The organism is Labrys neptuniae (assembly GCF_040797145.1).
In the GTDB taxonomy this organism is placed as follows: Bacteria; Pseudomonadota; Alphaproteobacteria; order Rhizobiales; family Labraceae; genus Labrys; species Labrys neptuniae.
In genome coordinates this window covers 132,820-155,549 of the sequence record NZ_JBFNQD010000005.1, presented here as the reverse complement: position 1 = coordinate 155,549, position 22,730 = coordinate 132,820, and the positions used below count along the sequence as shown (strand labels likewise).

Sequence of the window (22,730 nt, the reverse complement as noted above, 5' to 3'; positions counted from 1 at the left end):
AGGGTTCCGGCCGAGGCCGGCCCCTTCGGTTACTTGCCGGCGTAGAGCTTCAGGATCGGCTCGACGCTGGAAGCGTCGTAGAGGCTGAAGGTGTGCACGTCGTAGCCGATGGGCTGGCCCGAGGCGGCAAGGTTGAGGAGGGCGACGGGCATGAAGCCTTGCGCCGAAGGATATTGCCAGGCGGCGGCGTTGACATAGCCGGCCTTCACCGCCTCGGCCGTCTCCCTCGAATTGCCCCAGCCGACGACCGGGATCTGGCCGGCCGAAACGCCGGCGCCCTCGAAGACGCGCTTGACGCTGGCGGCCACGGAGTCGCCCAAGGCGATGATCGCCGGCGGCTTGTTGGCGACCATGTAGTCGGTCATCTTGGCGATGATGCCGGCCGGATCGGTGCCGCAATCGACCACGTCATATTTGATGCCGAGCGGATCGAAGACGCTGGCGATGCCCGCCGTCTCCAGCTGCTGGTAGCTGGCGCCGGGCACCTCGACGGGCAGGAAGACCTTGTCGCCCTGCTTCACCAGCTTCTTGTCGACCAGATATTTCGCCCAGGTGACGCCGGCCTCCTTGAGATCGGCGCCGACATAGGCCTGGCGGCCGGTGGCGACGTCATCGGTGTTGTAGAAGATGATGGGGATGCCGGCTGCCTTGGCCGCCTTCACCTCCTCCGTCCACAGGCCCGGCTGCGCCGAAGTGGTGGCGATGCCATCCGGCTTGGCGGCGATGGCCGAGTTGAAGGCCTCCTTCTGGGCGGCCATGTCGCCGCCGCTGAAGGAAATCTTGCAAGTGACCTTGAGCTGATCGCAGGCCTTGGCGGCGCCGGCGTTCCAGTCGATCCAGAACGCGTCGGACGGTCCGCCATGGGAGAGAAGGTAGAAGGTCTTCTGTTGCTCCTGCGCCTGCGGCGCGGTGATCGCCATGGCCAGCAAGGCGGCTGCGGCGGCAAGCTTCAGTCCGAATTTCAACATGTTCGCCTCCCTCGACCTTCAAAGACCGTTGTCGCGGAACTTGCCGTCGAGGAATTTTTTGGCGCGGGGCACGTCCTCCTCGGACAGATGCTCGATGATCACCGGAATGTTGGGGTGCTTCTGGGCAAGACGCTGCAAATAGAGATCGTAATTGAGGGAGCCGAGGCCGGGGGCGGGCAGTTCGATCTCGCCGACACCACGGAAGGTATGGCTTTCGAGGGCATCCGCGTCGCCGATATCGGCATGTTTCTCGCTCTTGTCGTCGCCCGAACGCTTCACGTCCTTGGCATGGGCGATCCGGATCTTGTCACTGAGCGTGTCGAAGACCTGGTTGAGGATCTGGTCCATCCGGTCGATGTTGTGGGTCTCGAAATAATTGGTCGGATCCATCAGCAGGCCGAGGCCGGGATGGTCGACCTGGGCGAACATGCGCACGGTTTCCTCGACCGAGCCGACGACATTGTTCACATAGGTTTCGAGCAGGAAGACCGCGCCGTGGTCATAGGCCGTCTGGGCGAGGTCGGCGATCACCTTGCGGCATTCCTCGAAGCCTTCCTCGGTCTTGTTCCTGGGGTGATGCACCCAATCGGACTCGGTGTTGAAGGTTCCTGTCTCGGAAATCACATAGGGCGAGCCGAAATGGCGCGCATTGCGGATGATCTCCTTGAGATAGCCGACGCGCTTCTCGCGCTCGGCTTTGTCGGGATGGATGATGTTGGTGTAGCCGGAGATGCAGCAGATCGGCAGATGGTGGTCGCGGAAGGTATCGCGCACCTTCTTCGCCTTGTCCTTGGTGATCTGGCCGGCGGAGAGGTCGACATCCTTGAAATGCAGGTCGAGCTGCACGGTGTTGAAGTCGAGCGAACGGATCTTCTTCGCCGTTTCCTCCAGGCTATAGGGAAAATAGCCGGTGAAGATACCTGCCTGCATCATGGTCGATTTCCTTCCCGTATCGATATTTCTTGATTTTCAATGGATGGGTATTTCGCTGAGCCTGACGGTGCGGCTTTCCGTGATGGAGCGGTATCCCGCCTCCACCAGCGCCATCGTCCTGACATTGTCGGCGACCGAAAGGGCCGGGGCGGTTCCGGTTTCCACCGCATGCTGAAGCTGCTCCATCACGCCGATGAAGGCGTGCGGGAACCACATGGTCTGCCATTGCGGCGTGACCCACTCGCCGCCCGTGGCCTTGGCCGATGCATAGCTGAAGGTGGACGGGGCGCCTGTGGGCCAGCCGATGCTGCCCTTGGCCACGCCTTCGGTTCCCTCCACGCGCCAGGTTATGTGCTGGTCGTCGCGATAGCCTTCCTGCCTCGGGCCCGACCAGACGTCTTCCAGCGACAGCGCCAGCACCCCCGAGGGAAAGCGCAGGGTCGAGACCGTGATGCCGTCGCGATGGTCGAAGGCGGTGCGGGGGTCCTTGCGGGTGAGGGTGGTGATCTCGTCGGGATCGCCGAACAGGAAGCGCAGCACATCAAGGTGATGCACGCTCATATTGGCGAGCGTCAGCCGGTCGTAATTGCGCAGGAAGGGCTGCCAATGGGGGATTGCATGCATGTCGATCTGGGCGAACACCACCTGCCCGAGGTCGCCGGCGTCGAGGACCTGCTTGAGCACGCGCATCGACTGGTCGTAGCGCATGTTCTGGTTGACGGAGAGGATCTTGCCGGCGGCCTCGGCCTCGTCCCGCAGCTTGATGGCTTCCGACAAGGACAGGGCAAGCGGCTTTTGGGCGAGGATCGCCTTGACGTGCCTTTGCTTGAGGGCATGGCGGATGAGGGCCGGCTGCTGGTCCGGCGGAAAGGCAAGATCGAGGATCTCGACGTCGGTATCCTCGATCAGGGCCTCGGGCGTCTCATGTACGGTCGGGATCTGCCAGCGGGCGGCAACCTTTTCGGCATTCGTCTTGGTGCGGGACGCGATGGCGACGACGGGGAAGCCCGCCTCCTTGTAGGCCGCCAGATGGCATTCGGCCATGATCATGCCGGCACCGATGCAGCCGATCGCGTAGCGCCTGGTGCGCACCGGGGCATCCGGCGCGAAATGCCTGGGTTCGTTCATGCATCCTCCCTAGGTCTGTTTGTCCGACCTTTCGGGCGATATTGATGTTGATGGATTTTGATGTCAACATCATTTGAAATCATTGTAAATCATCCGGCTTGGAAAACTTGAAGAAGATGTCGAAAACACAAGCTAAAACAGGTGGATAAATAGCGGCCGGCAATTTCCGGGGCCTGGGTGTCGCTTGCACTCGGCCCGCAAAAAATCCATCATTTTCAATCAGAATCACAAAAGGCGGCATCCGTGCCGCATTCGGAAGGCGAGTTCCAGATTGCGTGCCACCCTGTCAGACGTTGCGCGAGAGGCCGGTTTCTCGTCGGCAACGGTCGATCGTGTCCTGAACGGGCGCCCCGGCGTACGCGGCCGGACCCGCGAGATCATTCTGGAGACCGCCCAGCGCCTCGGTTATGTGCTCGATGATGGCGCGGCGCAGGATGCGGGAAGCGGGCGCAGCCTGCGCCTCGATTTCGTGCTGCCCTCCCGTTCCAACGCCTTCATGCGCAAGCTGTGCGAGCAGATTGGAGAGCAGGCGGCCTATCGCGCCGGTGTCGACGCGCGGATCCACACGGTCGACGACTTCACGCCGGACAGGCTCGCCCGGGCGCTCTACGACCTGCAGGGGGAAACCGACGGAGTAGGGGTGATCGCGCTGGATCATCCCACCGTGCGCGAGGCGATCCGGTCGCTGGCGGCCACCGGCGTCAGGATCGTGACGATCGTTTCCGACATCCAATCCGTGCCGCGCGTCGCCTATGTCGGTATCGACAACCGGGCGGCGGGCCGCCTTGCCGGCTATCTCGCCGGCCGCTTCATGGGCGCCGGCAGGACGGGCAAGGTCGGGCTGCTGGCCGGGTCACTGTCCTATCGCGGCCATGAGGAGCGCGAAATGGGCTTTCGCCATATCCTCGCCGAGGAGAATCCCGGGCTGCGCATCGTGGAGCTTCGCGAAATGGGCGACGACAACGAACGCGCCTATGCGGAAACCAAGGGGCTGCTGCAACATCATCCGGACCTCGCCGCCATCTACAATATCGGTGCCGGCATTCCCGGCATCGCCCGTGCCCTGAAAGAATGCGGCCGTGCGAACTCGGTCGTCTTCGTCGGGCATGAGGTCACCGAGGACACCAAGCCGTTGCTGCTGGACGGTACGCTCGATGCGGTCATCGACCAGAACCCGCGCGTGGAGGCGCGCGAAGCGCTGAATACGCTGATCCACTCCTTGCGGGATCAGCCGATCATTGCCCATCCGCCGCGCCTGCAAGTGGTGTTCAAAGAGAATATTCCGGAGGTCTGAGAGGCGCAGCCACCCGGAAAGCCGGCCAAATCAGAGCATGCCATATTGGCGCAGGAGGTTGGCGACTTGCGCATCCTGCTCGTCATTGGGCAGCAACGCCGGCTGGCGGCTGGCGCCAACCGAGGCGTCCTGCAGATAGAGCGCGCGCTTGACCATGGCGGGAGCAAATCCGAGCGCGTAGAGGTCGGTGCGAAAAGCGGCGAAAATAGCCTGCTGTCTTTCCGCCTCGGCAACATTGCCGGAGTTGAAGGCGCTCAAAATGCCGGCCAGGACATGCGGCATCGCATTGCCCAGGCCCGATATGCAGCCGGCTGCGCCATTCTGGAGCGCCCACAGCACCAGATGATCGGGCCCGGAATAGACCTGGAAGCCATCGACTTCCTTGGAAACCTGAAGGTAGGCCTCCAGCGTCTCCTTCGCGCCCCCCGAGTCCTTGATGCCGGCAATGTTGCCGTGGCTGGCAAGGGTCCGAGCGGTCTGGGGCTCGATGTGGTTCTGTGTGCGGGCAGGGATGTCGTAGAGATAGACCGGTGTCTGCACGGCATCGGCGACGGTCGAGAAATGGCGGACGAGGCCGTCCTGCGTGCAGGCGATGAAGAAGGGCGTGATCACGGCGATGCCATCGACGCCGATGCGGTCGAATTCGCGCGCCAGCTTGATCGTTTCGAAGGTCGCCGGCATGCCGGCATTGACGATCACCCTGACGCGGCCGCCGACCTCATCGACCAGCTCTTCGGTCAATCGGACCTTTTCCTCGAAAGTGAGCGCCGTGAAATCGCCGTTGGTGCCGGCGCACATGATGTTGTTGCCGGCCTCGACCTGGCGGCGAACCTGGGCGCGCGTCGCTTGGTAGTTGACGGTTTCGTCCTCGTTGAAGCAGGTCACGAGGGCCACGAAGGCTTGTCTGGACATATGGGGTCTTCCTTGGATGGGACCGGTGTTTCAGGAGGCTGTCCGCAGACGGGCGGCGCGATGGGCGGCCTGGGTGTCCGGATCGGGGTCGAGCGCCGCTGCAAGAAGGGCGCGGGTATAGTCCTGGCGCGGGGCCTCGAACACCTCGCGGACCGTTCCGAGTTCCACGATGCTGCCCTTGTGCATGACCATGACGTGGTCGGCAAAGTCGCGCACTACCGGCAGGTCATGGGCTATGAAGATGAAGGCGATCCCCAGCCGTTGGCGCAGCCTGTCGAGCAGCGCGATGACCTGGGCCTGCACCGAGACGTCGAGAGCGGACACAGCCTCGTCGCAGATGATGAGCTGGGGTTCGAGCGCAAGGGCCCTGGCGATGGCGATGCGCTGGCGCTGGCCGCCGGAGAATTGGTGCGGATAACGGCCCATATGCTCGGGGCCGAGCCCCACCTGCATCAGGAGTTCGGCCACGCGCTCGCGCCATCTCGCCTTGGGCAGGATATCGGGATGGATGGCCCATGCTTCGGAAATGAGCTGGTATACGGTCATGCGCGAATTGAGCGACTGGGTGGGGTCCTGGAATACCATCTGCAGGTCACGGCGCAGCCTGTAGAGCTCGGCCGGCGGCATGGTGAACAGATCGCGTCCCTTCCACAGCGCGCTGCCGCTGTCGGGTTCGTCGAGGCGCAGCAAGATGCGGGCGAGCGTGGACTTGCCCGAGCCGCTCTCGCCGACGACGGCCATGGTTTCGCCGGGCATGAGATCGAAAGAAACGCCCTTCAGGGCCTCGAAGGCGCCATAGCGCTTGCGCACGTCGCGCACCGAAAGCACGGGTTCGGCGCGGGCGACCGGTTCGTGCATCTGGCCCCTGCCGGGTGCGGCGGCGATGAGTTTCCGCGTGTAGGGGTGCTGGGGGTTCTTGTAGACTTGGCTGACGGTGCCTGCTTCGACCAGTTCGCCTTTTTCCATCACCACGACCCGGTCGGCGATTTCGGCGACGACGCCGAGATCATGCGTGATGATGAGGATGGCCATGCCGGTTTCCCGCTGCAATTCCTTCAGCAGGGCGAGGACTTCCGCCTGGACCGTGACGTCGAGCGCGGTGGTCGGCTCGTCGGCGATCAGAAGGTCCGGTCGAAGCGCGAGCGCCATGGCAATCATCACGCGCTGGCGTTGGCCACCCGAGAATTCATGCGGGTATTTGCCAAGCGAGAACTCGGGATCGGGGATGCCGACCCGCGTCAGCAGGCGCAGCGTCTCGGCCCGGGCCGCGGCCGCGTCGGTGCCATGGGTGGTGAGGGCCTCGCGGATCTGCCAGCCGACCGTGTAGACCGGGTTGAGGTGGCTGAGCGGATCCTGGAAGATCATGGCGACGCGGCGCCCGTTCACTTCGCGCCTTACACGTGCGGACATCTTCAGGAGATCGACGCCATCGAGCAGGATTTCGCCCGAGGCTATGCGTCCCGGCGGCATGTCGATCAGGTTCATGATGGCGGATGACGAGACCGACTTGCCCGACCCGCTCTCGCCGAGGATCGCCAGCGTTTCGCCACGGTCGAGATGGTAGGAGACGTTGCGGACTGCCTTGACCACGCCCATCGCCGTATGAAACTCGACGGAGAGGCCGCGCACGTCCAGGAGATGATCAGCCATGCTTGCGTGCCTTCATTTCGAGGCGCCAGCGCTGCGTCGGATCGAGCGCGATGCGCAGCCAGTTCGACAAAAGGTTCAGCGACAGGGTCGTCACTATGATCGCAAGGCCGGGCCAGAAGGAAAGCCACCAGGCATTGGTCAGATATTGCCGGCCCTGCGAGATCATCAGGCCCCAGGTGATCTCGGGCGGCTGAATGCCGATGCCGAGGAAGGACAAGGCACTCTCGGCCAGCATGACATAGGCAAAATCCAGCGTGGCAAGCGTGGTCAGCGTCGGCAGGACGACGGGCAGGATATGGCGGAAGAGGATGCGCGTCCTGGACGCCCCCATCACCCTGGCCGCCTGCACGAACATGCGTTCGCGGATCTCGAGCACTTCGGCCCGCGTGGTTCTGAGGTAGACCGGAATGCGGGTGATGGCCAGCACCAGCATCAGGTTCAGGATCGATGGCCCCAGAATGTAGAGCACGATCACGGCGATCAGCAGCGACGGGAAGGACATGATGACGTCCGCAAGCCGCATGATCACCTGGTTGACGCGAGGGGAGGAAAAGCCGGCCAGAAGCCCAAGCAGAGTGCCGACACTAGCCGACAGGACAACGGCGCCGGCGGCCACCAACAGCGTGTTGCGCGTGGCGACGACGATGCGCGCGAGCAGGGGGCGACCGAGCGCGTCTGCGCCCATCCACCATACCCAGCCGCGTTCCCAGTCAAAGGGAGCTGCGTTGCGGCCGCGGAGGTTTTGCTTGGTCGCCAGTTCGCCGAGCCAACTCGGTCCTATGATGGCGAGGACTACGAACAGGAGCAGCAGGATGGCGGCGCAAAGGGCGAATTTGTCGGCCAGCAACATGCGCGCCATGCGCGTCGCGAAAGAAGGCTCGGCTGCGATCGTGGTATCGGCCGTGGGGTGGGTCATGGCCGCTGTCCTCAGTGACGGATCCGCGGATCGAGCAGTGCGTAGGCAAAGTCGATCAGGAGATTCATGAGGAAGATCGCCAGCGCCGTGACGAGGATCGCCGCCAGCACGACATTGAAGTCACGCTGCAGGATGGAATCGATCATCAGCTTGCCGATGCCCGGGAAACCGAAAATGGTCTCGACGATGACGGCGCCATTGAGCAGGCTCGCGGCCTGGTCGCCGATCACGGTGATGACCGGGAGCATGGCGTTGCGCAGGGCATGGATGAAGATGATCGGGCCCGATTTGACGCCCTTGGCGCGGGCGGTCTTCACATAGGCGGAGGAGAGGGCGCCGATCATCGATCCGCGTACCACCTGCACGATGATGCCGAAGGGGCGGATGAACAGCACGCAGATCGGCAGGATCCAGTGGAGAAGGGAACCTGTGCCCGACGTCGGCAACCAGGCCAGCTTCACGGAAAAGACGACGATCGCCACGATCGCGATCCAGAAATCGGGAACCGAGGCGCCGAGCAGGGAGATCAGGGAGGAGAGCCGGTCGAAGAAGCCGCCGGCGCGGAAGGCGGCAAGCGAGCCCACGACGATGGCGGCACTGGCGACCAGCGTCATCGTAATGGCGGCAAGCCAGAGCGTCCACACGAAGGCTTCGAGCACGACGTCGAGGGCGGGTCGGGCCTTGCGCAGGGACTCGCCGAAATCGCCGACCGCCACGTCCCCGACATAGCGCAGGAACTGGACCAGCAGAGGATCGTTCAAGCCGTGCAACTGGCGGAACTGCTCCTTCATTTCAGCCGAAGCCTCGACCGGGAGGAACAGGGCGGCAGGGTCGCCGGTCAGGCGCGACAGGAAGAAGACCATGACGATCAGTCCGACCAGGGAGATCAGACTGGCCATGGCGCGTTTTCGAATGAAGCTCAGCATGGCGTCCTCAAGGCGGCAGGCGGCAGGATGACCCACCGCCTCGATGGCTGTTGCGACTGGCAAGCCTGTCGTTCGAGCGGACAAGTCTACTTGATCTTGATCTCGGAGAGCTGGAGCATGGAATTGGTCGCCATGGTCGGCTTGTAGTCCAGGCGCTCGGAAACGCGCGAGAAGCCGACCATGTGGAACAGCAGCACGTCGGCGACGACGTCGTCATGCAGATAGGCGAACAGCTCCGACCATAGCTTGGCCCGCTCCTCGCCGACTGCAGCGGAAGCACGCTTGATCAGGTCGTCGACCTTCGGATCGGAAAAGCCGGACTGGGTGCCGTTTGTCGCGTATTTGAAGAACATCGAGAAGGAAGGGTCGCCTTTGGCATTGTCATGCATGGCGGCGACGATCTGGGGCCCGCGGCCTTCCTTGAAGGGTTTGGAATAATACTGCTCGTGCTCGGCGACCTCGACGAATTTTAGGTCGACCTTGAAGCCCACATCCTGCAATTGGGCCTGGATGGCCTCCATGATCTCGGTGACATTGGGAAAATTGGCAGAGCGGGCGATGATGGTGATCGGCGTGTCGAGGTTGACGCCATCCGCCTTGGCCTCTGCCAGCAATTTCTTGGCGCCATCGGGGGCGTAAGGGAAGACCTTGACGTTCGGATTCCAGCCGAGCGTCGGCGGGGGGACGATCGCGGTGGCGAGCAGGGCATCCTTGGGAACCAGCGTGCCGAGGAAGGCCTGGCGGTCGATGGCCAGATTGAGCGCGCGGCGGATGCGGACGTCGTTCAGCGGCGGGATATTGTGGTCGATGCGCAGATAGACCGTCTCGCTGTCGAGATAGGAGAAATCGGTGGCCGGATTGGTGGCGTCGAGCTGCGAGATCGACGGCGACAGATCCGCTTCGCCGGTCTGGACCATGGCGGCACGCACCGAGGGATCGGCGCGGAACAGATAGGTCGCCTGCGTCACTTCCGGCTTGGTGCCCCAGTAGTCGTCGCGGCTGGTGAGGACGATCTGCTGGCCCGGCGTCCAGTTGGTCAATTTATAGGGACCCGTGCCGACCGGCTCGCGTACGAATTCGAGTGGCGTCTCCTCGGGCACGATGGTGACGAGAGACATCAGCAGCGGCAGGATCGGCTGGGCGGGATCGGCCTTGAAGTCGATGGTGTAGTCGTCGACGATGGCGGGGGTCACGGTCATGCCGCCGAAATAGCGACGTGATTCACAGGCGTTCTTGTCGCTCATGATGCGATCGAAGCTGTGCTTGACGTCCTTGGCGTCGAAAGCCGTGCCGTCGGAGAATTTGACGCCGTGGCGCAGATGAAAGCGCCAGCTGCCATCGGGATTCTGTTCCCATTTTTCGGCGAGGCGCGGCATCAGGCCCTTATGGTTGCGAACATCGAGCTCGGTGAGTGTCTCGCTGACGTTCTGCATGATGACGCGGCCGATATTGGAGCGGGTTGCCATGCAGGGCTCCAGCAGATCCGCTTCCTCGGCGAGCACGATCTTGATGGGCCCAGATCCGGCGAAGGCGGGCGAGAGGGCCGAGCCCAGCATCAGCGCCCCCAAGACAAGCATTTTCTTCACGGCAGTCCTCCCTCCGACGTCCTTTCGCCGGTTGCCCAGACCATCGCCTTTTCCTATAAATTTGTCAATTTATTTCACAATGTAAATTCAATTGCCGGTATTTTAAAAAAATTTTTGATTAAAAATCAATTAGTTAATAAAAAAAACTGCATTCTTTAATCGGAATCGTGACATTAGAAAACTTGACAACTTTGTGTTTTTTGCGATGGTGGCCTCAGATGGGAGGGAACGAATGGACCCCGAGGAAATAGCCCGGAACATGAATGGCCGGCTCCAAGGCGTGTCGCCGGGGCGCCAGGAGGCTTTGCTGCCTTCGCCCATGATCCAGAATCATGCGGCCTTTCTGCACCTGCTTCACGATGGCACCCTGCTCTGCGCCTGGTTCGGGGGCACGCTCGAAGGCAAATCGGATATTTCCATCTTCGCCTCGGTGCTGCCCAAGGGCGCGCCGTGCTGGGGCTTGCCCCAAAAATTGAGCTTCGACCCTGCTCATTCGGAGCAAAATCCCGTGTTCTTCACGGCACCGGACGGAAGGCTGTGGCTCTTCCACACTTCGCAGCCTTCCGGCAATCAGGACGAATGCAGGATCCGCATGGCCGAGATCCGCCGCGGCATCTCGGAACCGCCGGCGCTCACGGCCGAGGAGGGCCGTTATCTCGATCTGCCACGTGGCTGTTTCGTGCGGGCGCCGGTGACGGTGCGCGATGACGGGGCCTGGCTGTTGCCCATCTTTCGTTGCGTCCAGCGGCCCGGCCAGAAATGGAACGGCAGCCATGACACGGCCGCCGTCGGCATCAGCCTCGACCAGGGGAGAAGCTGGCAGCTTGAAGATCTCGACCAGTCGATCGGCTGCGTGCACATGTCGCCGGTCCGGCTGGGCGCGGATCGTCTTGCCGCCTTCTTCCGCCGGCGGCAGGCGGATTGGGTCTTCAGGACCCAGAGCATGGATGGGGGCAGGTCCTGGTCCGTGCCGCAGGCGACCGATGTGCCGAACAACAATTCCTCCATTGCGGCGATACGCCTCGGCGACGGCAGGGTTGCGATGATCTGCAATCCCGTGAACGCGGCGCAGTCCGCGGACCGGCGCGCCTCGCTCTATGACGAACTCGGCGAGGACGATCGTCGCCCGGATGCGGATCCAGCCGGCGGCTGCACGCCCATCTGGGGCGTGCCGCGGGCACCGGTCTGCCTGTGCCTGTCGGAGGATGGCGGCGAGACGTTTCCGGTTCGTCTTGTCATCGAGGATGGTCCCGGTACCTGTCTCTCCAACGACTCGACCGACGGCCGCAACAAGGAAATGTCGTATCCCTGGCTGTTGGAGGAACCTGACGGTACCATGCATCTGGCCTACACCTATCATCGGCGCGCCATCAAATATGTCCGGCTGGCTCCAGGCTGGGACAAGGCTGCCGTTCGGAGTCCTTCATGAGCAACATCATCGGCATAACCATGGGCGACCCTTGCGGCGTCGGCCCCGAAATTTCGATCCGGGCACTCGCCGGCATGTCGCCCCAGGAGCGCGACACGATTCGCATCTACGGCAATTTGCCGACGCTGGAGGCTGCACGAGCGGCCGTCGGCCTCGATGTCGATCTTGCCGCCCATGTCGTGGACCTGCCGGTCGAGGGCGCGCCGCTGCCCTGGGGGAAGCTGAGCCCGGTCGCCGGCGATGCTGCGTTCCGCTTCATCGAGAAGGCAGTGCGGGATGCCGAAGCCGGAACGATCGGTTGTATCGTCACCGCACCGATCAGCAAGGAGGCCTTGAACCTCGCCGGCCATCACTATGATGGACATACCGGCATGCTGCGCAGCCTGACCGGGTCGAAGGCAGCCTACATGCTGCTGGCCTCCGAGCGTTTGAAGGTCATTCACGTCTCGACGCATGTGTCGCTGCAGGAGGCGATCCGTCGTTCCACCACCGAGCGCGTGCTGGCAACCATCCGCGCCGGCGACGCTCATCTCAGGCGCATCGGTTATGCCGCACCCAAGATCGCGGTGGCCGGCATCAACCCGCATTGCGGGGAGAACGGCTTGTTCGGCACCGAGGATGACGATCAGATCGCACCCGCGGTCAGGGCGGCTCGGGCCGAAGGCATCGATGCCCATGGTCCGATTTCCGCCGATACGGTGTTCCACCGCGCCTATTCGGGTGTGTTCGACCTGGTCGTCGCCCAATACCACGATCAGGGGCACATTCCGGTCAAGCTCGTCGCCTTCGACACGGCCATAAACGTTTCGGTGGAATTGCCGATCGATCGCACCTCCGTCGATCACGGTACGGCCTTCGACATTGCCGGCAAAGGCATTGCCAATCACGGCAACATGATTTCGGCCATTGCCTACGCCCGCAAGCTGGTGTCAGGCGCGGCCAGGCGGGGATGACGCATGACCATCGCTCCAATCATTCTTCATCAGCCTCGCCGTCTTGCCGTCGGTGCCGGCACGGTGGCTGAGGTCGGCAACTGGGCCGGTGATGCCAGGTCGGTGCTCGTGATTGCGACACCGATCACGGCGGGTTTTGCCGATCGTCTGAAACCGCCCGGCCGCGTCACCGTGTTCGATGCCATTCCCGGCGAGCCTGATACGAAAACTCTGGATGCCGCTCTCGAAGCCGCGCGCCGCAGCGAGCCGGACCTGATCGTCGGTCTTGGCGGTGGTTCGGTTCTCGATGTCGCGAAGCTGGTGGCCGCGCTCTGGGATTCACAGCAGACGCTCGCCGATGTCGCCGGGCCGAACCGGGTGGCGGGCCGCCGGACGCGCCTCGCGCAGGTCGCCACCACGGCGGGCACGGGCTCGGAGGCGGGCATTCGTTCCTTGATCACCGATCCCGGCAAGGGCAACAAGATTGCGGTCGAAAGTCCGCATATGATCGCCGATCTCGCCGTACTGGATCCGGAACTGACCTATTCCGTGCCACCGGCGGTGACGGCGGCAACCGGTGTCGACGCTATGGCGCACTGCGTCGAAGCCTTCACCAATCGCCGCGCCCATCCGATGATCGACGGTTTTGCCCGCATGGGCTTCCAACTCGTCGGCAAATATCTCGCGCGCGCCGTCAGGGACGGCAGCGATACCGAGGCGCGCGAAGGGTTGATGCTCGGCTCCTATTATGGCGGCATCTGCCTGGGACCGGTGAACACCGCTGCCGGGCATGCCATCGCCTATCCGCTCGGTACGCGGCTCGGCCTGCCCCATGGCTTGGCGAACGCGATCATCTTCCCGCATGTGCTGGCCTTCAACCAGCCGGCAGCGGCCGGTAAGACGGCCGAAGTGGCGCATGCCCTCGGATTGGGACAGGATCTCTCCAGCACCGAACTGGTCGAGGCCGCCCATGATTTCTGCCGAGGCCTCGGCATCGAGATGTCGCTTACCGCCCATGGTGCCAAGAAGGACGACCTGCCGCTCTATGCGAGCGAGGCGCATGCCAACCGTCGCCTGATGGACAACAATCCGATCGACATGAATGTCGATGACGTGCTCGGAATCTACCGGGCTGCCCTTTAGGGCATCACGCAAGAAAGCCGCCGGTTTTCGGCGAGGGCAATGAGGAAACCCCGGACCTTGCCGGGGTTTTTGCATTCGGGCGGCTTATTTGCTCGCCTGGAACAGGCGGTCGCGAGACCCGGTCAGATGATCATGCATGAGCTGTCTCGCCTTCGCCCCATTGCGGGTGGCAATGGCTTTGGCGATGGCTTCATGCTCGGCGAAGACTCGCGTGAGGCCGGTCGCCTCGCGCTTGACCGAGGCGCCGTGGAAGCGCATCCCGACGGCGATGTGGTCCTTCAGGGCTTCCATGGCGGTGAAGAAATAATTGTTCTGGGCCGCTCGCGCGATGGCGAGGTGGAACTGGAAATCGGCATCTTCCCGATGGGATTGCCGGTTGGTGGCATCGCGCATGAGTTCCAGGGCCTGATGAATGGCGGCCAGATTGGCTGCGTCGTGGCGCTCCGCCGCCGCGGCCGCCGCGGCCGGCTCGACGGTGAGCCTGAACTCGTAGCAGTTCAGCAGGTCGGCAACGTTTTCCAATTGTCCGAAACCGAGCGGTTCCCGCATGCCGACGGCGCGGACGAAACTGCCTGCCCCTCGCCGCGAATAGATGAAACCCTGCTCGCGAAGCCGGCGCAGTGCCTCCCGAATGATCGGGCGCGAGACCTCGAATTCGATGGCGAGGTCATGTTCGGTCGGCAGGCGCTCGTCCGGCTTGTATGCGCCGGACTTGATGGCACGATGCATGCGCTCGAAGACGAGATCGCCGAGGCTCCTGCGCGCTGTTCCGTTTTGCAAACCCATCTGTCATCCCGTCCTGCGGAGGATCTGGCCGGCGATCCTGCTCAGCGCATCCGGCTGCCCGAACCCCCCTGATTTTGCAATGATGCAATGGCCCTGGGCGTGGGCCAAGCCCAGTCCCGGCAGGCATTCGCCCAGGAGCCGAAAACGTCTGATCTGCATTTTTTCCAGCACGGTCTGTGCCGTTTCTCCACCTGACAGCAGCAGTGTCGATGCCCTTGCAAGGCCCGAAAATACACTGTGTGCGAGGGCATGGGAGACCTCCTGCGAGGTCGCGGCCTCCGTGCCCGGCACCGCCTGCACGAGAGTGATGGCGCTGCCGTCGACGATGGCTTCCGCCAGGCGGCCATTGGGCGCCGGCAGGTAATGGGGATCGAAGGCAGCCTTGAGCGCATCGACCTGGGCGAGCGTGATCGGATCGCGAGATCCAATCACGAACAGGGCGGGTCCCTCAGCAATCTCGACCGTGCTCCCGGAGGCGCGCCGGCTGAGCCGTTCGGCAAGCGCTTCCGCCAGGCCTCGTGCGCCGATCAGAAGGTCCACGCCGGCCTCTTCCGACCGGGCGAGCCAGGCGCGCATCTCGTCCTGATCCGAAATGTCCGGAATTGTGGCACGTGTGGCATGCCGCCCAAGCGCCTCGGCCAGGCAGATCGGTGCGTCCACGCCGAACCCGTGGACATGGCCGGCTTTCACCACCCGTCCGAAATCGGGAATCGCTGGGGCCGCCAGTGCAGCGCGGAAGGGCAGGGCATCGAGCTCGGCGGCGATATGTCCTTTGAGGCGCGAGTCCACCTTCTTGAACAGGCGGGCCCCGGCTGGCAAGGCGGCCAAGGCCGCGGCGGTCAGACACCGCGCTGCATCGGCGGTCAGTTCGCGGGAGGCGAGATTGATCGAGACGACATCCGGCCCTTCCCGGACGGCTTCCTCAATGGCATCGATCGTCAATGCCACCTGCGCATGCATGCCCCGCGCCGCGAATGGTGCGGCGGTGTCCAGCGCTCCTGTCAAATCGTCGGCAAGAATGGCCAACATCACGTTTCTCAAATTGTTGTTATCTTTTTTCCTCTATTTATCATTGAAATGTCAATGTTTTTTGTAAAAATATTACAAATATAACCAGGCGGGAGCTTGGCGGGGTGGGTTTGAGACATGCCGCCGGAGACAAGCCCGATCGGATCGCCCGTGCTGCTTGGTGCGGACATCACAAGATCCTTCGCCGGGGGCTGTTTGGATTGCCGGCAGCCACGCGCGGACCCGTTTCCAGCGATCAGGATTCCAGGCCGGCGACGTACGAATTCATCTTCTGCGGACAGCTGGACGGTCCGAAGAGGCTCGCTCGATCAACGTGCATCCGATCTTGTGAATGCGGCGAGCCGACGATGCGGACTTCCTTGCAAGTTGCTCAATGGCCCAGGCACCCATGGCTCGATGCGGAAGCTCGAGCGTCGTCAACTGGGGCCGCAAGTGACGTGATAGCTCGTCATCATCATATCCGACGACGGACAGATCCGCCGGTATCCTCAGGCCAGCTTCGACGATCGCGTTGAAGCATCCCATTGCCATCTTGTCGTTCTGGCAGAAAATGGCGGTCGGCGGCTCCTCGAGCGACAGGAGCCTTTGCGTCGCCTCGAAGCCGGAGGTCGGCGTCCAGTTCCCCTCGGCGACCAGATGGTCGTCATAGGGAATGCCAGCCTCCATCAGCGCCTGCCTGTAGCCGGCGAGCCGGTCCTGGGCCGCCTCCATGAAGCTTTCTCCCACGATCGTGCCGATGCGCCTGTGACCCTTTCTTATGAGGGAGACGGTCGCCATTCGCCCGCCTGTCGCCTCGTCGGGGACCGCCGCTGGAAAGCGGTCATCGCTCGTATAGCAATTGAGCAAGACCAGGGGGACAGGAAGGTTGTCGAAAGTTGGATCCAGTGAAACGCGGCGGGTGAAGATCGACATATAGACGATACCTTGTGCGCCCGCCTGGAGAAGCCGGGCCACCGCCTTGCGTTCGTGCTCGGCACGGCCTTGGGTCTGCGCCACTAGAATGGTGACGTCGTTTTCCCAGGATGCCTGTCGGGCGCCGTCAATGGCATTGACGGCTTCCGGCGTCGTCGCCAACTGGTCCACGATGAAGCCGATGCAACTGCCCCGCAGTTCTTCGAAGTTCGCCCGCCGAATTGGACTTCCCATTCCATAACCGAGGGAACGCGCCGCATTCTGCACCCGCATGCGCAGGTCGGGAGAGATCTTGATATCCGTGATGCCGTTCAGGACGACGGACACCGTAGCCTGCGAGCAGCCCGCTGCCTTCGCTACGTCCATCATCGTCACGCGCTTCTTGGTTTTCCGGCTGTTCACAAGTCCCCCATTCGGGATCCGACCCTACGCAAGCTACACAAGCTAATAAAATTCGACCATTGACTAATAATTATTAGCTGCGATAGCGTCTCCGCAAAAGGGAGGAGACGGCCGGATGACCACGCACCCCTCGTTCAATTACGATATCGCCTCCCAGGCGGCGCAACTCGTCGAGGATGGCATCATTGGATTGAAAGGCGCCTTCAGCCCTGAATGGGCCGACGACATGCGCGAAGATATGATGACGGCTTTCTGGGCAGCCATTCAAAGGCCCGGCGGCGCCGTCGGTCGTGGTCCGCGCCGCTGGTATGTCGAAATACATCCGCAGGCCTTTCGCGGTTTCGTGGGCCTCATTACCCATCCCTGGGTCGTGGATGTCTGCGCCCATGTACTCGGACCCGATTACCAGATCGTGGAAATCGGCTTCGACGTGCCGTTCCAGGGTGCGAAATACCAGCCCTGGCATCGCGATTTCCCGTCACCGGCCGACACTTATCGCGATCTGAAAATTACCTCGCTCGCCTTCAATCTCACCGGCGTCGATGTCACCGAGGACATGGGGCCTTTCGAAATCGCGCCCGGCACGCAGTATGACGACGGCCGCGAATGGAAGCATGAGATGTTTCCGGACAAGCCGTTCTGGGGCCGCTTCCAGGAGCGGGCGACCCGCAAATATCCGCAGCGTGGTGATATTTCCTGCCGGTCTGCCCTGACGGTCCATCGAGGAACGGAGCATCAATCGCCGATCGCGCGGCCCGTCATGGTCCTTGGCGTCGATGCGCCGGGGGCAGGGCATGCCGATCTGCACGACATGATGGTCACGCATGACTGGTACGAAGCCTTGCCTGATATTGCGAAACGGCATCTTGTTTGCAGGGTCGTGGACGAACTGGTGCCGATCAGCCAGAAGCACGACATCGAAGGTCTCGTGATGGGCGCCGACCCGACCTGAGGATGGCTCTCCATGGATCGGCGCTAGGCCAGGCCCTCGGCGACCGCATAGGCATGAAGAGCGTCCGCGAGGCTGTCTTTCCGGGGCAACAAGGCGCGCGTCGTGATCGAGTCGAGGTGGTGTGTCATCAGGGCGACCGCCTCGTCGGTCTTGCCGGCGATCAGCTTGTCCAGCAGTTCCCGATGCTCCGATACGGCGCATTCGGAGGAGTGCGGCCTGCCGTAGAGGGCGAGGATCAACGAACTGCGCGCGACCAGTTCGTTCACATAGCGTATGAGACTGGCATTGCCGGTCATCTGGGCCAACAGTGTGTGGAATTCGCCGGCCAGGCGTATCGACGCCGCGTGCTCGGTCCTGGCAGCCTCCTCGGCGGCGATATGGGTCGATAGCGTGTCTATCTGTTCCTGCGTCAGGCTTCCCGAAAGGGTCTCGACGACCAGGCGTTCCAGTGCGATGCGCGTGAGATACAGGTTCCGGCCTTCCTCCAGGCTGGGATGGGAGACCACGGCTCCCTTGTTGGGTCGCAGTTCGACAAGCCCTTCCTGGCTCAGGCGGACGAGCGCCTCACGGACCAGCGTGCGGCTGACGCCCAGCCGCTCGCCGATCGAGTCCTCCGGCAGTTTCGATCCGGGCGGCAGCGCTTGGTCGAGGATGGCTCGCTTCAAGGCTCGGTGAACGGCCTGGGAGCGGCCACCGCCGATGTCGCTCACCTTCTTTGCCATTCGAGATCTCCGGCTCCAACGCTTCTCTCTTGGAATTGCATGCGAATATTGTGGGTGTCCAGTCGCTTGTCATCGCCGTGAACATGCATTTGCCATCGCGAGGGTTTGCCAACTCGTTTGATGGATGCCTGATCCTGCGGCCCGGGCATGCGAGGTGCGTCCTTGAGGATAATTCTGTACGCATATTTCCTATATTTTACATACAATAATTGCATTCGAAAATCGAAAGTGATTTTCGATAGGGGTGCCATTCAAAAGATATGTGAATTTTTCCAGCCTGATCGCATGTGGTTGCCTTTCATAAGCGGCGCGACAGTGCAATCGAGCGCCCGGGGCCTCTCCCCTGGCTTGACTCGGGCGTGTCATATAAGTATGCAATTTATCATAAATAATGCATACAATTAGTGAGCGCGGCTCGCTGGCTCGGGAGGGCAGGAAATATGAATGGCTCACAAGTGGAATTGTCTCGACGCGGCTTTATGGCGGGAGCCGGTGCCGGCAGTTTGGCGCTGGGTCTTGGCCTGGCGGCGGGCGCGAAGGCGGCAGACGGGAAATCCATGATCGATGTCGGTGCCGTCACGACACCCGTCAGCGATGTGACGAAATTGCCGGATGCCTATCACCTGCTCAACGTCCGCCTCGAGACGGGCTTTGTCGAGGAGAAGAAGTCGTGGCTCGATGCTCCGGTCATCGCCCACACCAGTACCGAGTTGAAGACGCTGCGCATCGCTGGCGGTAAGATCGCCGAGATCCTCGACAGCAAGGCCGCCATCCCGGCGGGCACGGCGACCTATGACGCGCAGGGCCAGTTGCTCTTGCCGACCTTCCGCGACATGCACATCCACCTGGACAAGACCTTCTATGGCGGTCCGTGGGAAGCGACGCTGCCAAGAGAGCATGGCCGAGCCGATCGCATCGCCCAGGAACGCGAGATTCTGCCCAAGCTTCTACCGCTGGCCGAGGAACGTACCGCCGCGATGGTGCGCCTGATGCATTTGCACGGCACTACGGTCTGCCGCAGCCATTGCAATGTCGATCCTGTCAGCAAGCTCGGCAATCTCGAGCACCTCAAGGCGTCGTTCGAGCGCTTCAAGGATACGCTGGACTCCAAGATCATCATTTTTCCCCAGCATGGCCTGCTCGCCTCCAACAGTGTCGAACTGATGCGCGAAGCGCTGAAATCAGGCGGCGTCAGCTATGTCGGCGGTGTCGATCCTTCCGCCTTCGACAATGCCATGGAAAAATCGGTCGACACGACGGTCCAGCTCGCGATCGATTTCAACGTCGGGATCGACATCCACATCCATGAGCCGCGTCAGACGGCCATTCCCGCCTTCAACCGCATCATGGATCACATGGAGAAGAACAAGCAGCTGCAGGGTAACGTGACCTTCAGTCATGCCTATTCGCTGGCCGAACTCTCCAAGGAAGAGCTCAGCGACATTGCTGCCCGCATGAAGGCGCTGGGCGTTACCCTCGCCAGTGCAGTTCCCCTGGGCAAGGATGCGATGCCGCTGCGTGAACTGCACGAAGCCGGCATCAAGGTGATCTGCGGTACCGACAGCACCATGGATTGGTGGGATTCGTTCGGCAATTGCGACATGCTGCAGAAAGCCAACGAAATCGCCCGCATCCAGTATCGCAGCACGGAGTTCGAGATCAATCGCACGCTCGGATATGCGACCGGCTTTGTCACCCCGCTCAACGACAAGGGCGAGCAGGTCTGGCCGAAGGTGGGTGACGAAGCGAGCATGAATCTCCTCCCCGCCAGCTGCTCGGCCGAGGCCGTCGCGCGCTTGCCTGTCCGTAATGCCGTGTTCCACAAGGGTAAGCTCGCCTACGGCACGCTCCCCAAGGCCGGCTGACCTTGTCCGTATAGGCAAGCGCGGCGTTCTCGTGAGATCGGCCCGGCTATTCGGCAAGGCCGATTTGCTACCCGTTATGGGCTTCGTCGAGAGACTCTAGGAAGCGGCGCAGAGCTTCGCCGATCTCCATCGGCGAATCTTCCTGGAGGTAGTGGATACCCTTGACCGTCACTTCGCGCTGGTGAGGCCAGCTGCGGCATGTCTCGCGTGTCCGGCCGGTAAGGATTGCGCCTGGCTCGGCATTGATGAACAGCTTCGGGATAGCTGCCCTTGCCAGCCAGGCGCTGTATTGCCGGACAATGGCCAGCACATCCGCCGGCTCACCCTCGATCGGCAGTTCACGCGGCCATATGAGGGTTGGCAACCGGGCCTGGCGTTGCACGAATGGCTTGCGATAGGCGTCCATTTCGGTCTCGCCCAAGGGGCGGATGATGCTCTTGGGCAGGACGGTTTCGATAAAGAAGTTCTGGTCGAGCACCAGCGCCTCGCCCTGTTCCGAGCGCAGGGCGCGAAAGAATTTGTCGCGCCCTGCAGGGAAATCCGCCCAATGGCGTTCAGCGACGATCGCCTCCATGTAGACGATGGCGCGTATCTGTTCGCTATGCCGGAAAGCGCGATAGAAGCCGAGCGCCGACCCCCAGTCATGCAGCACCAGAGTGACATTGGCGGTAAGGCCGAGTTGCTCGAACCATGCATCGAGATAGCGCGACTGATCGATGAAGCGATAGGCGCCGGATGGTGACGGGCTTGATTGTCCCATGCCGACGAGGTCGGGAGCCAGGCAGCGTCCAAGCCCGCTGGCATGGGGAATGACGTTACGCCAGAGGTAGGATGAGGTCGGGTTGCCGTGCAGGAAAACGATCGGGTCGCCCGTGCCGACGGCCACGTAGCTCATTTCGCTGTCGAGTACCTTGATCCGTTCGCGCGGATGGGGATCTTCCGGATTGATCATCATATTCAAGGTCTTGCTCCCTGTCTGGAGAGGCCGAAGCGCCTGTTGGTGCCATTCGGCATCGCTCTCATGGGGGGCAAATTAGGCCGTCGCAGCCTCTGCGAAAATTCGCTAATATTGCGCAATGCATGATCATTTTCGCACAGGCCGGATCGATTGGGAGGATGTGCGCTTCTTTGCGGCGCTGGCACGCCATGGCAGCTTGTCGGCAACCGCTCGCACCTTGCGGGTCAATCACGCCACGGTCTCACGCCGTATTGCCGCCCTCGAAGCCGCCGTCCAGGTCAAGCTCTTCAAACGCGATCCGAATGGCTACCAGCTGACCGATGCCGGCCGGCAGGCGTTACAGGCTGCCGATACCATGGAAAGCGCGGCGGCCGCCCTGTCGCGGCTGGAGCCCGAAACCGCGCTGACCGGTCTCGTCCGCGTCACCGCGACGCCTAGCCTGGCCGAAAGCTTCGTCATTCCCAAGCTGGCTGCCTTGCAACGACAGCACCCGCTCCTCGAACTCGAGATCAACGCGGAACGCCGGCCGCTCAGTCTCAGACGGCACCAATCCGACATTGCGCTGCGCATCGGTCGGCCGGAAAAAGGGGAACTGAGGGCACGCCGGGCCGTCAGCCTTGCCTATCGGTTCTATGGAACCCCGGCATGGCGCGAACAGATCTTCGCCGGTGCCTCACCGCGTTTCATTGGCTTCGACGAGGCGGGCGCCGATTTTCCCGAAGCGCAATGGCTCGCGGCACAGTTCGAAAACGCGCCAATGGCTTTGCGCTGCAATAATATCACGGGACAGATCGTAGCGGCGCGTGCGGGCTTTGGCATCGCCTTGCTGCCGCATTTCCTCGCAGCGGATGATCCCGATCTTGTAGAGATAGATTTGTCCCGCACGCCCCCATTGCGTGAGCTGTGGCTGTTGACCCGTCATGGTGCGCAACCGCCGCAGCGCATCCGGGTCGTGGCCGATTTCCTGTTCGATGCCATCCGACAGGAACGCCTGCGCTTCGAAGGCGTATAGAAGCGATAAAGCAGTCCTGGCGCTATGGGCTGCAACCCGGCCCCTGCGGATCTGCAAGTCGCGACCCGGTATTCGTCAGGCGATGCCCAGGATTTCGGGGAGCACGGCCAAGGCCGGGAAACGATAGCCGGCCGGTTTTGTTTGGTGTTACGCTCGACACAACAGATCCAATAAATCGCCTGTAGGATAATCAAGGTCCTATTTCGGTTCTGCTGGAATGATCTGACAGTCGAGCCAACCATTAGCGATCACCCCCAAAGGGAGCAGCGCGATGG

General features: G+C 62.3%; 21 protein-coding genes. 7 read left to right on the top strand and 14 right to left on the bottom strand.

Annotated features, from left to right (window positions below; all coding sequences use genetic code 11):
* Window positions 1-29: 29 nt before the first annotated feature.
* From ABXS05_RS16715 to ABXS05_RS16705, 3 genes are read right to left on the bottom strand one after another with little or no spacing between them, the layout of a single operon-like run.
* Window positions 30-968, bottom strand: a complete 939-nt coding sequence (locus ABXS05_RS16715) for a sugar ABC transporter substrate-binding protein (RefSeq protein ID WP_367624715.1) — start codon at window positions 966-968, stop codon at window positions 30-32.
* An 18-nt stretch (window positions 969-986) separates the two neighbouring features.
* A complete protein-coding gene (locus ABXS05_RS16710; RefSeq protein WP_367624714.1) occupies window positions 987-1,901 on the bottom strand; it encodes a sugar phosphate isomerase/epimerase family protein in 915 nt (304 codons plus the stop codon).
* Between the two features lie 36 nt (window positions 1,902-1,937).
* Window positions 1,938-3,029: a Gfo/Idh/MocA family protein gene (locus tag ABXS05_RS16705; RefSeq protein ID WP_367624713.1), complete on the bottom strand. Its 1,092-nt coding sequence runs from the start codon at window positions 3,027-3,029 to the stop codon at window positions 1,938-1,940.
* Between the two features lie 271 nt (window positions 3,030-3,300).
* On the opposite strand from ABXS05_RS16705, the gene ABXS05_RS16700 reads away from it, so the two are divergent.
* Window positions 3,301-4,323, top strand: coding sequence for a LacI family DNA-binding transcriptional regulator (locus ABXS05_RS16700; RefSeq protein WP_367624712.1), 1,023 nt, complete (start codon window positions 3,301-3,303; stop codon window positions 4,321-4,323).
* Between the two features lie 30 nt (window positions 4,324-4,353).
* Here the strand turns inward: ABXS05_RS16700 and ABXS05_RS16695 are convergent, their stop codons facing one another.
* The 5 genes from ABXS05_RS16695 to ABXS05_RS16675 form a co-directional block, all read right to left on the bottom strand.
* A complete protein-coding gene (locus ABXS05_RS16695; protein ID WP_367624711.1) occupies window positions 4,354-5,235 on the bottom strand; it encodes a dihydrodipicolinate synthase family protein in 882 nt (293 codons plus the stop codon).
* A gap of 30 nt (window positions 5,236-5,265) precedes the next feature.
* A complete protein-coding gene (locus ABXS05_RS16690; protein WP_367624710.1) occupies window positions 5,266-6,885 on the bottom strand; it encodes an ABC transporter ATP-binding protein in 1,620 nt (539 codons plus the stop codon).
* The gene (locus ABXS05_RS16685) at window positions 6,878-7,801 is read right to left on the bottom strand and encodes an ABC transporter permease (protein ID WP_367624709.1); all 924 of its coding nucleotides are present in this window, start codon (window positions 7,799-7,801) and stop codon (window positions 6,878-6,880) included. The genes ABXS05_RS16690 and ABXS05_RS16685 overlap by 8 nt, the downstream gene beginning before the upstream one ends.
* 11 nt (window positions 7,802-7,812) lie before the next feature.
* Complete coding sequence (locus tag ABXS05_RS16680) at window positions 7,813-8,727, bottom strand: ABC transporter permease (RefSeq protein ID WP_367624886.1); 915 nt, start codon at window positions 8,725-8,727, stop codon at window positions 7,813-7,815.
* A gap of 86 nt (window positions 8,728-8,813) precedes the next feature.
* The gene (locus ABXS05_RS16675) at window positions 8,814-10,304 is read right to left on the bottom strand and encodes an ABC transporter substrate-binding protein (protein WP_437178676.1); all 1,491 of its coding nucleotides are present in this window, start codon (window positions 10,302-10,304) and stop codon (window positions 8,814-8,816) included.
* Window positions 10,305-10,545: 241 nt separating this feature from the next.
* On the opposite strand from ABXS05_RS16675, the gene ABXS05_RS16670 reads away from it, so the two are divergent.
* The 3 genes from ABXS05_RS16670 to ABXS05_RS16660 are packed head-to-tail and all read left to right on the top strand — an operon-like array spanning window position 10,546 to window position 13,817.
* Entirely contained in the window at window positions 10,546-11,742 is a 1,197-nt protein-coding gene (locus ABXS05_RS16670; RefSeq protein ID WP_367624707.1) for a sialidase family protein, read from the top strand.
* Window positions 11,739-12,695 carry a 4-hydroxythreonine-4-phosphate dehydrogenase PdxA gene (gene pdxA, locus ABXS05_RS16665; protein WP_367624706.1) on the top strand — a complete coding sequence of 319 codons (957 nt, stop codon included), beginning with the start codon at window positions 11,739-11,741 and terminating at the stop codon, window positions 12,693-12,695. Before ABXS05_RS16670 ends, pdxA begins: the two co-directional genes overlap by 4 nt.
* Window positions 12,696-12,698: 3 nt before the next feature.
* Complete coding sequence (locus ABXS05_RS16660; RefSeq protein ID WP_367624705.1) at window positions 12,699-13,817, top strand: iron-containing alcohol dehydrogenase; 1,119 nt, start codon at window positions 12,699-12,701, stop codon at window positions 13,815-13,817.
* An 84-nt stretch (window positions 13,818-13,901) separates the two neighbouring features.
* Here the strand turns inward: ABXS05_RS16660 and ABXS05_RS16655 are convergent, their stop codons facing one another.
* From ABXS05_RS16655 to ABXS05_RS16640, 4 genes are all read right to left on the bottom strand, one after another.
* Complete coding sequence (locus ABXS05_RS16655) at window positions 13,902-14,603, bottom strand: FadR/GntR family transcriptional regulator (protein WP_367624704.1); 702 nt, start codon at window positions 14,601-14,603, stop codon at window positions 13,902-13,904.
* 3 nt (window positions 14,604-14,606) lie between these two features.
* Window positions 14,607-15,632: a four-carbon acid sugar kinase family protein gene (locus tag ABXS05_RS16650; protein WP_367624703.1), complete on the bottom strand. Its 1,026-nt coding sequence runs from the start codon at window positions 15,630-15,632 to the stop codon at window positions 14,607-14,609.
* An 8-nt stretch (window positions 15,633-15,640) separates the two neighbouring features.
* Window positions 15,641-15,802 (bottom strand): hypothetical protein, encoded by a 162-nt coding sequence (locus tag ABXS05_RS16645; protein WP_367624702.1) that lies wholly within the window; start codon window positions 15,800-15,802, stop codon window positions 15,641-15,643.
* Between the two features lie 94 nt (window positions 15,803-15,896).
* Entirely contained in the window at window positions 15,897-16,913 is a 1,017-nt protein-coding gene (locus tag ABXS05_RS16640) for a LacI family DNA-binding transcriptional regulator (RefSeq protein ID WP_367624701.1), read from the bottom strand.
* 148 nt (window positions 16,914-17,061) lie between these two features.
* Here ABXS05_RS16640 and ABXS05_RS16635 point away from each other — a divergent pair, with 148 nt between their 5' ends.
* The gene (locus tag ABXS05_RS16635; RefSeq protein WP_367624700.1) at window positions 17,062-17,898 is read left to right on the top strand and encodes a phytanoyl-CoA dioxygenase family protein; all 837 of its coding nucleotides are present in this window, start codon (window positions 17,062-17,064) and stop codon (window positions 17,896-17,898) included.
* Window positions 17,899-17,921: 23 nt separating this feature from the next.
* On the opposite strand, the gene ABXS05_RS16630 is transcribed toward ABXS05_RS16635, so the two are convergent.
* A complete protein-coding gene (locus tag ABXS05_RS16630) occupies window positions 17,922-18,620 on the bottom strand; it encodes a GntR family transcriptional regulator (protein ID WP_311936804.1) in 699 nt (232 codons plus the stop codon).
* Window positions 18,621-19,060: 440 nt separating this feature from the next.
* Here ABXS05_RS16630 and ABXS05_RS16625 point away from each other — a divergent pair, with 440 nt between their 5' ends.
* A complete protein-coding gene (locus ABXS05_RS16625; protein WP_367624699.1) occupies window positions 19,061-20,485 on the top strand; it encodes an amidohydrolase in 1,425 nt (474 codons plus the stop codon).
* 67 nt (window positions 20,486-20,552) lie between these two features.
* On the opposite strand, the gene ABXS05_RS16620 is transcribed toward ABXS05_RS16625, so the two are convergent.
* The gene (locus tag ABXS05_RS16620; RefSeq protein ID WP_367624885.1) at window positions 20,553-21,440 is read right to left on the bottom strand and encodes a haloalkane dehalogenase; all 888 of its coding nucleotides are present in this window, start codon (window positions 21,438-21,440) and stop codon (window positions 20,553-20,555) included.
* Window positions 21,441-21,561: 121 nt separating this feature from the next.
* Between ABXS05_RS16620 and ABXS05_RS16615 the strand changes: the two genes are divergently transcribed.
* Complete coding sequence (locus ABXS05_RS16615; RefSeq protein WP_367624698.1) at window positions 21,562-22,455, top strand: LysR family transcriptional regulator; 894 nt, start codon at window positions 21,562-21,564, stop codon at window positions 22,453-22,455.
* The last annotated feature ends 275 nt before the right edge of the window (window positions 22,456-22,730 follow it).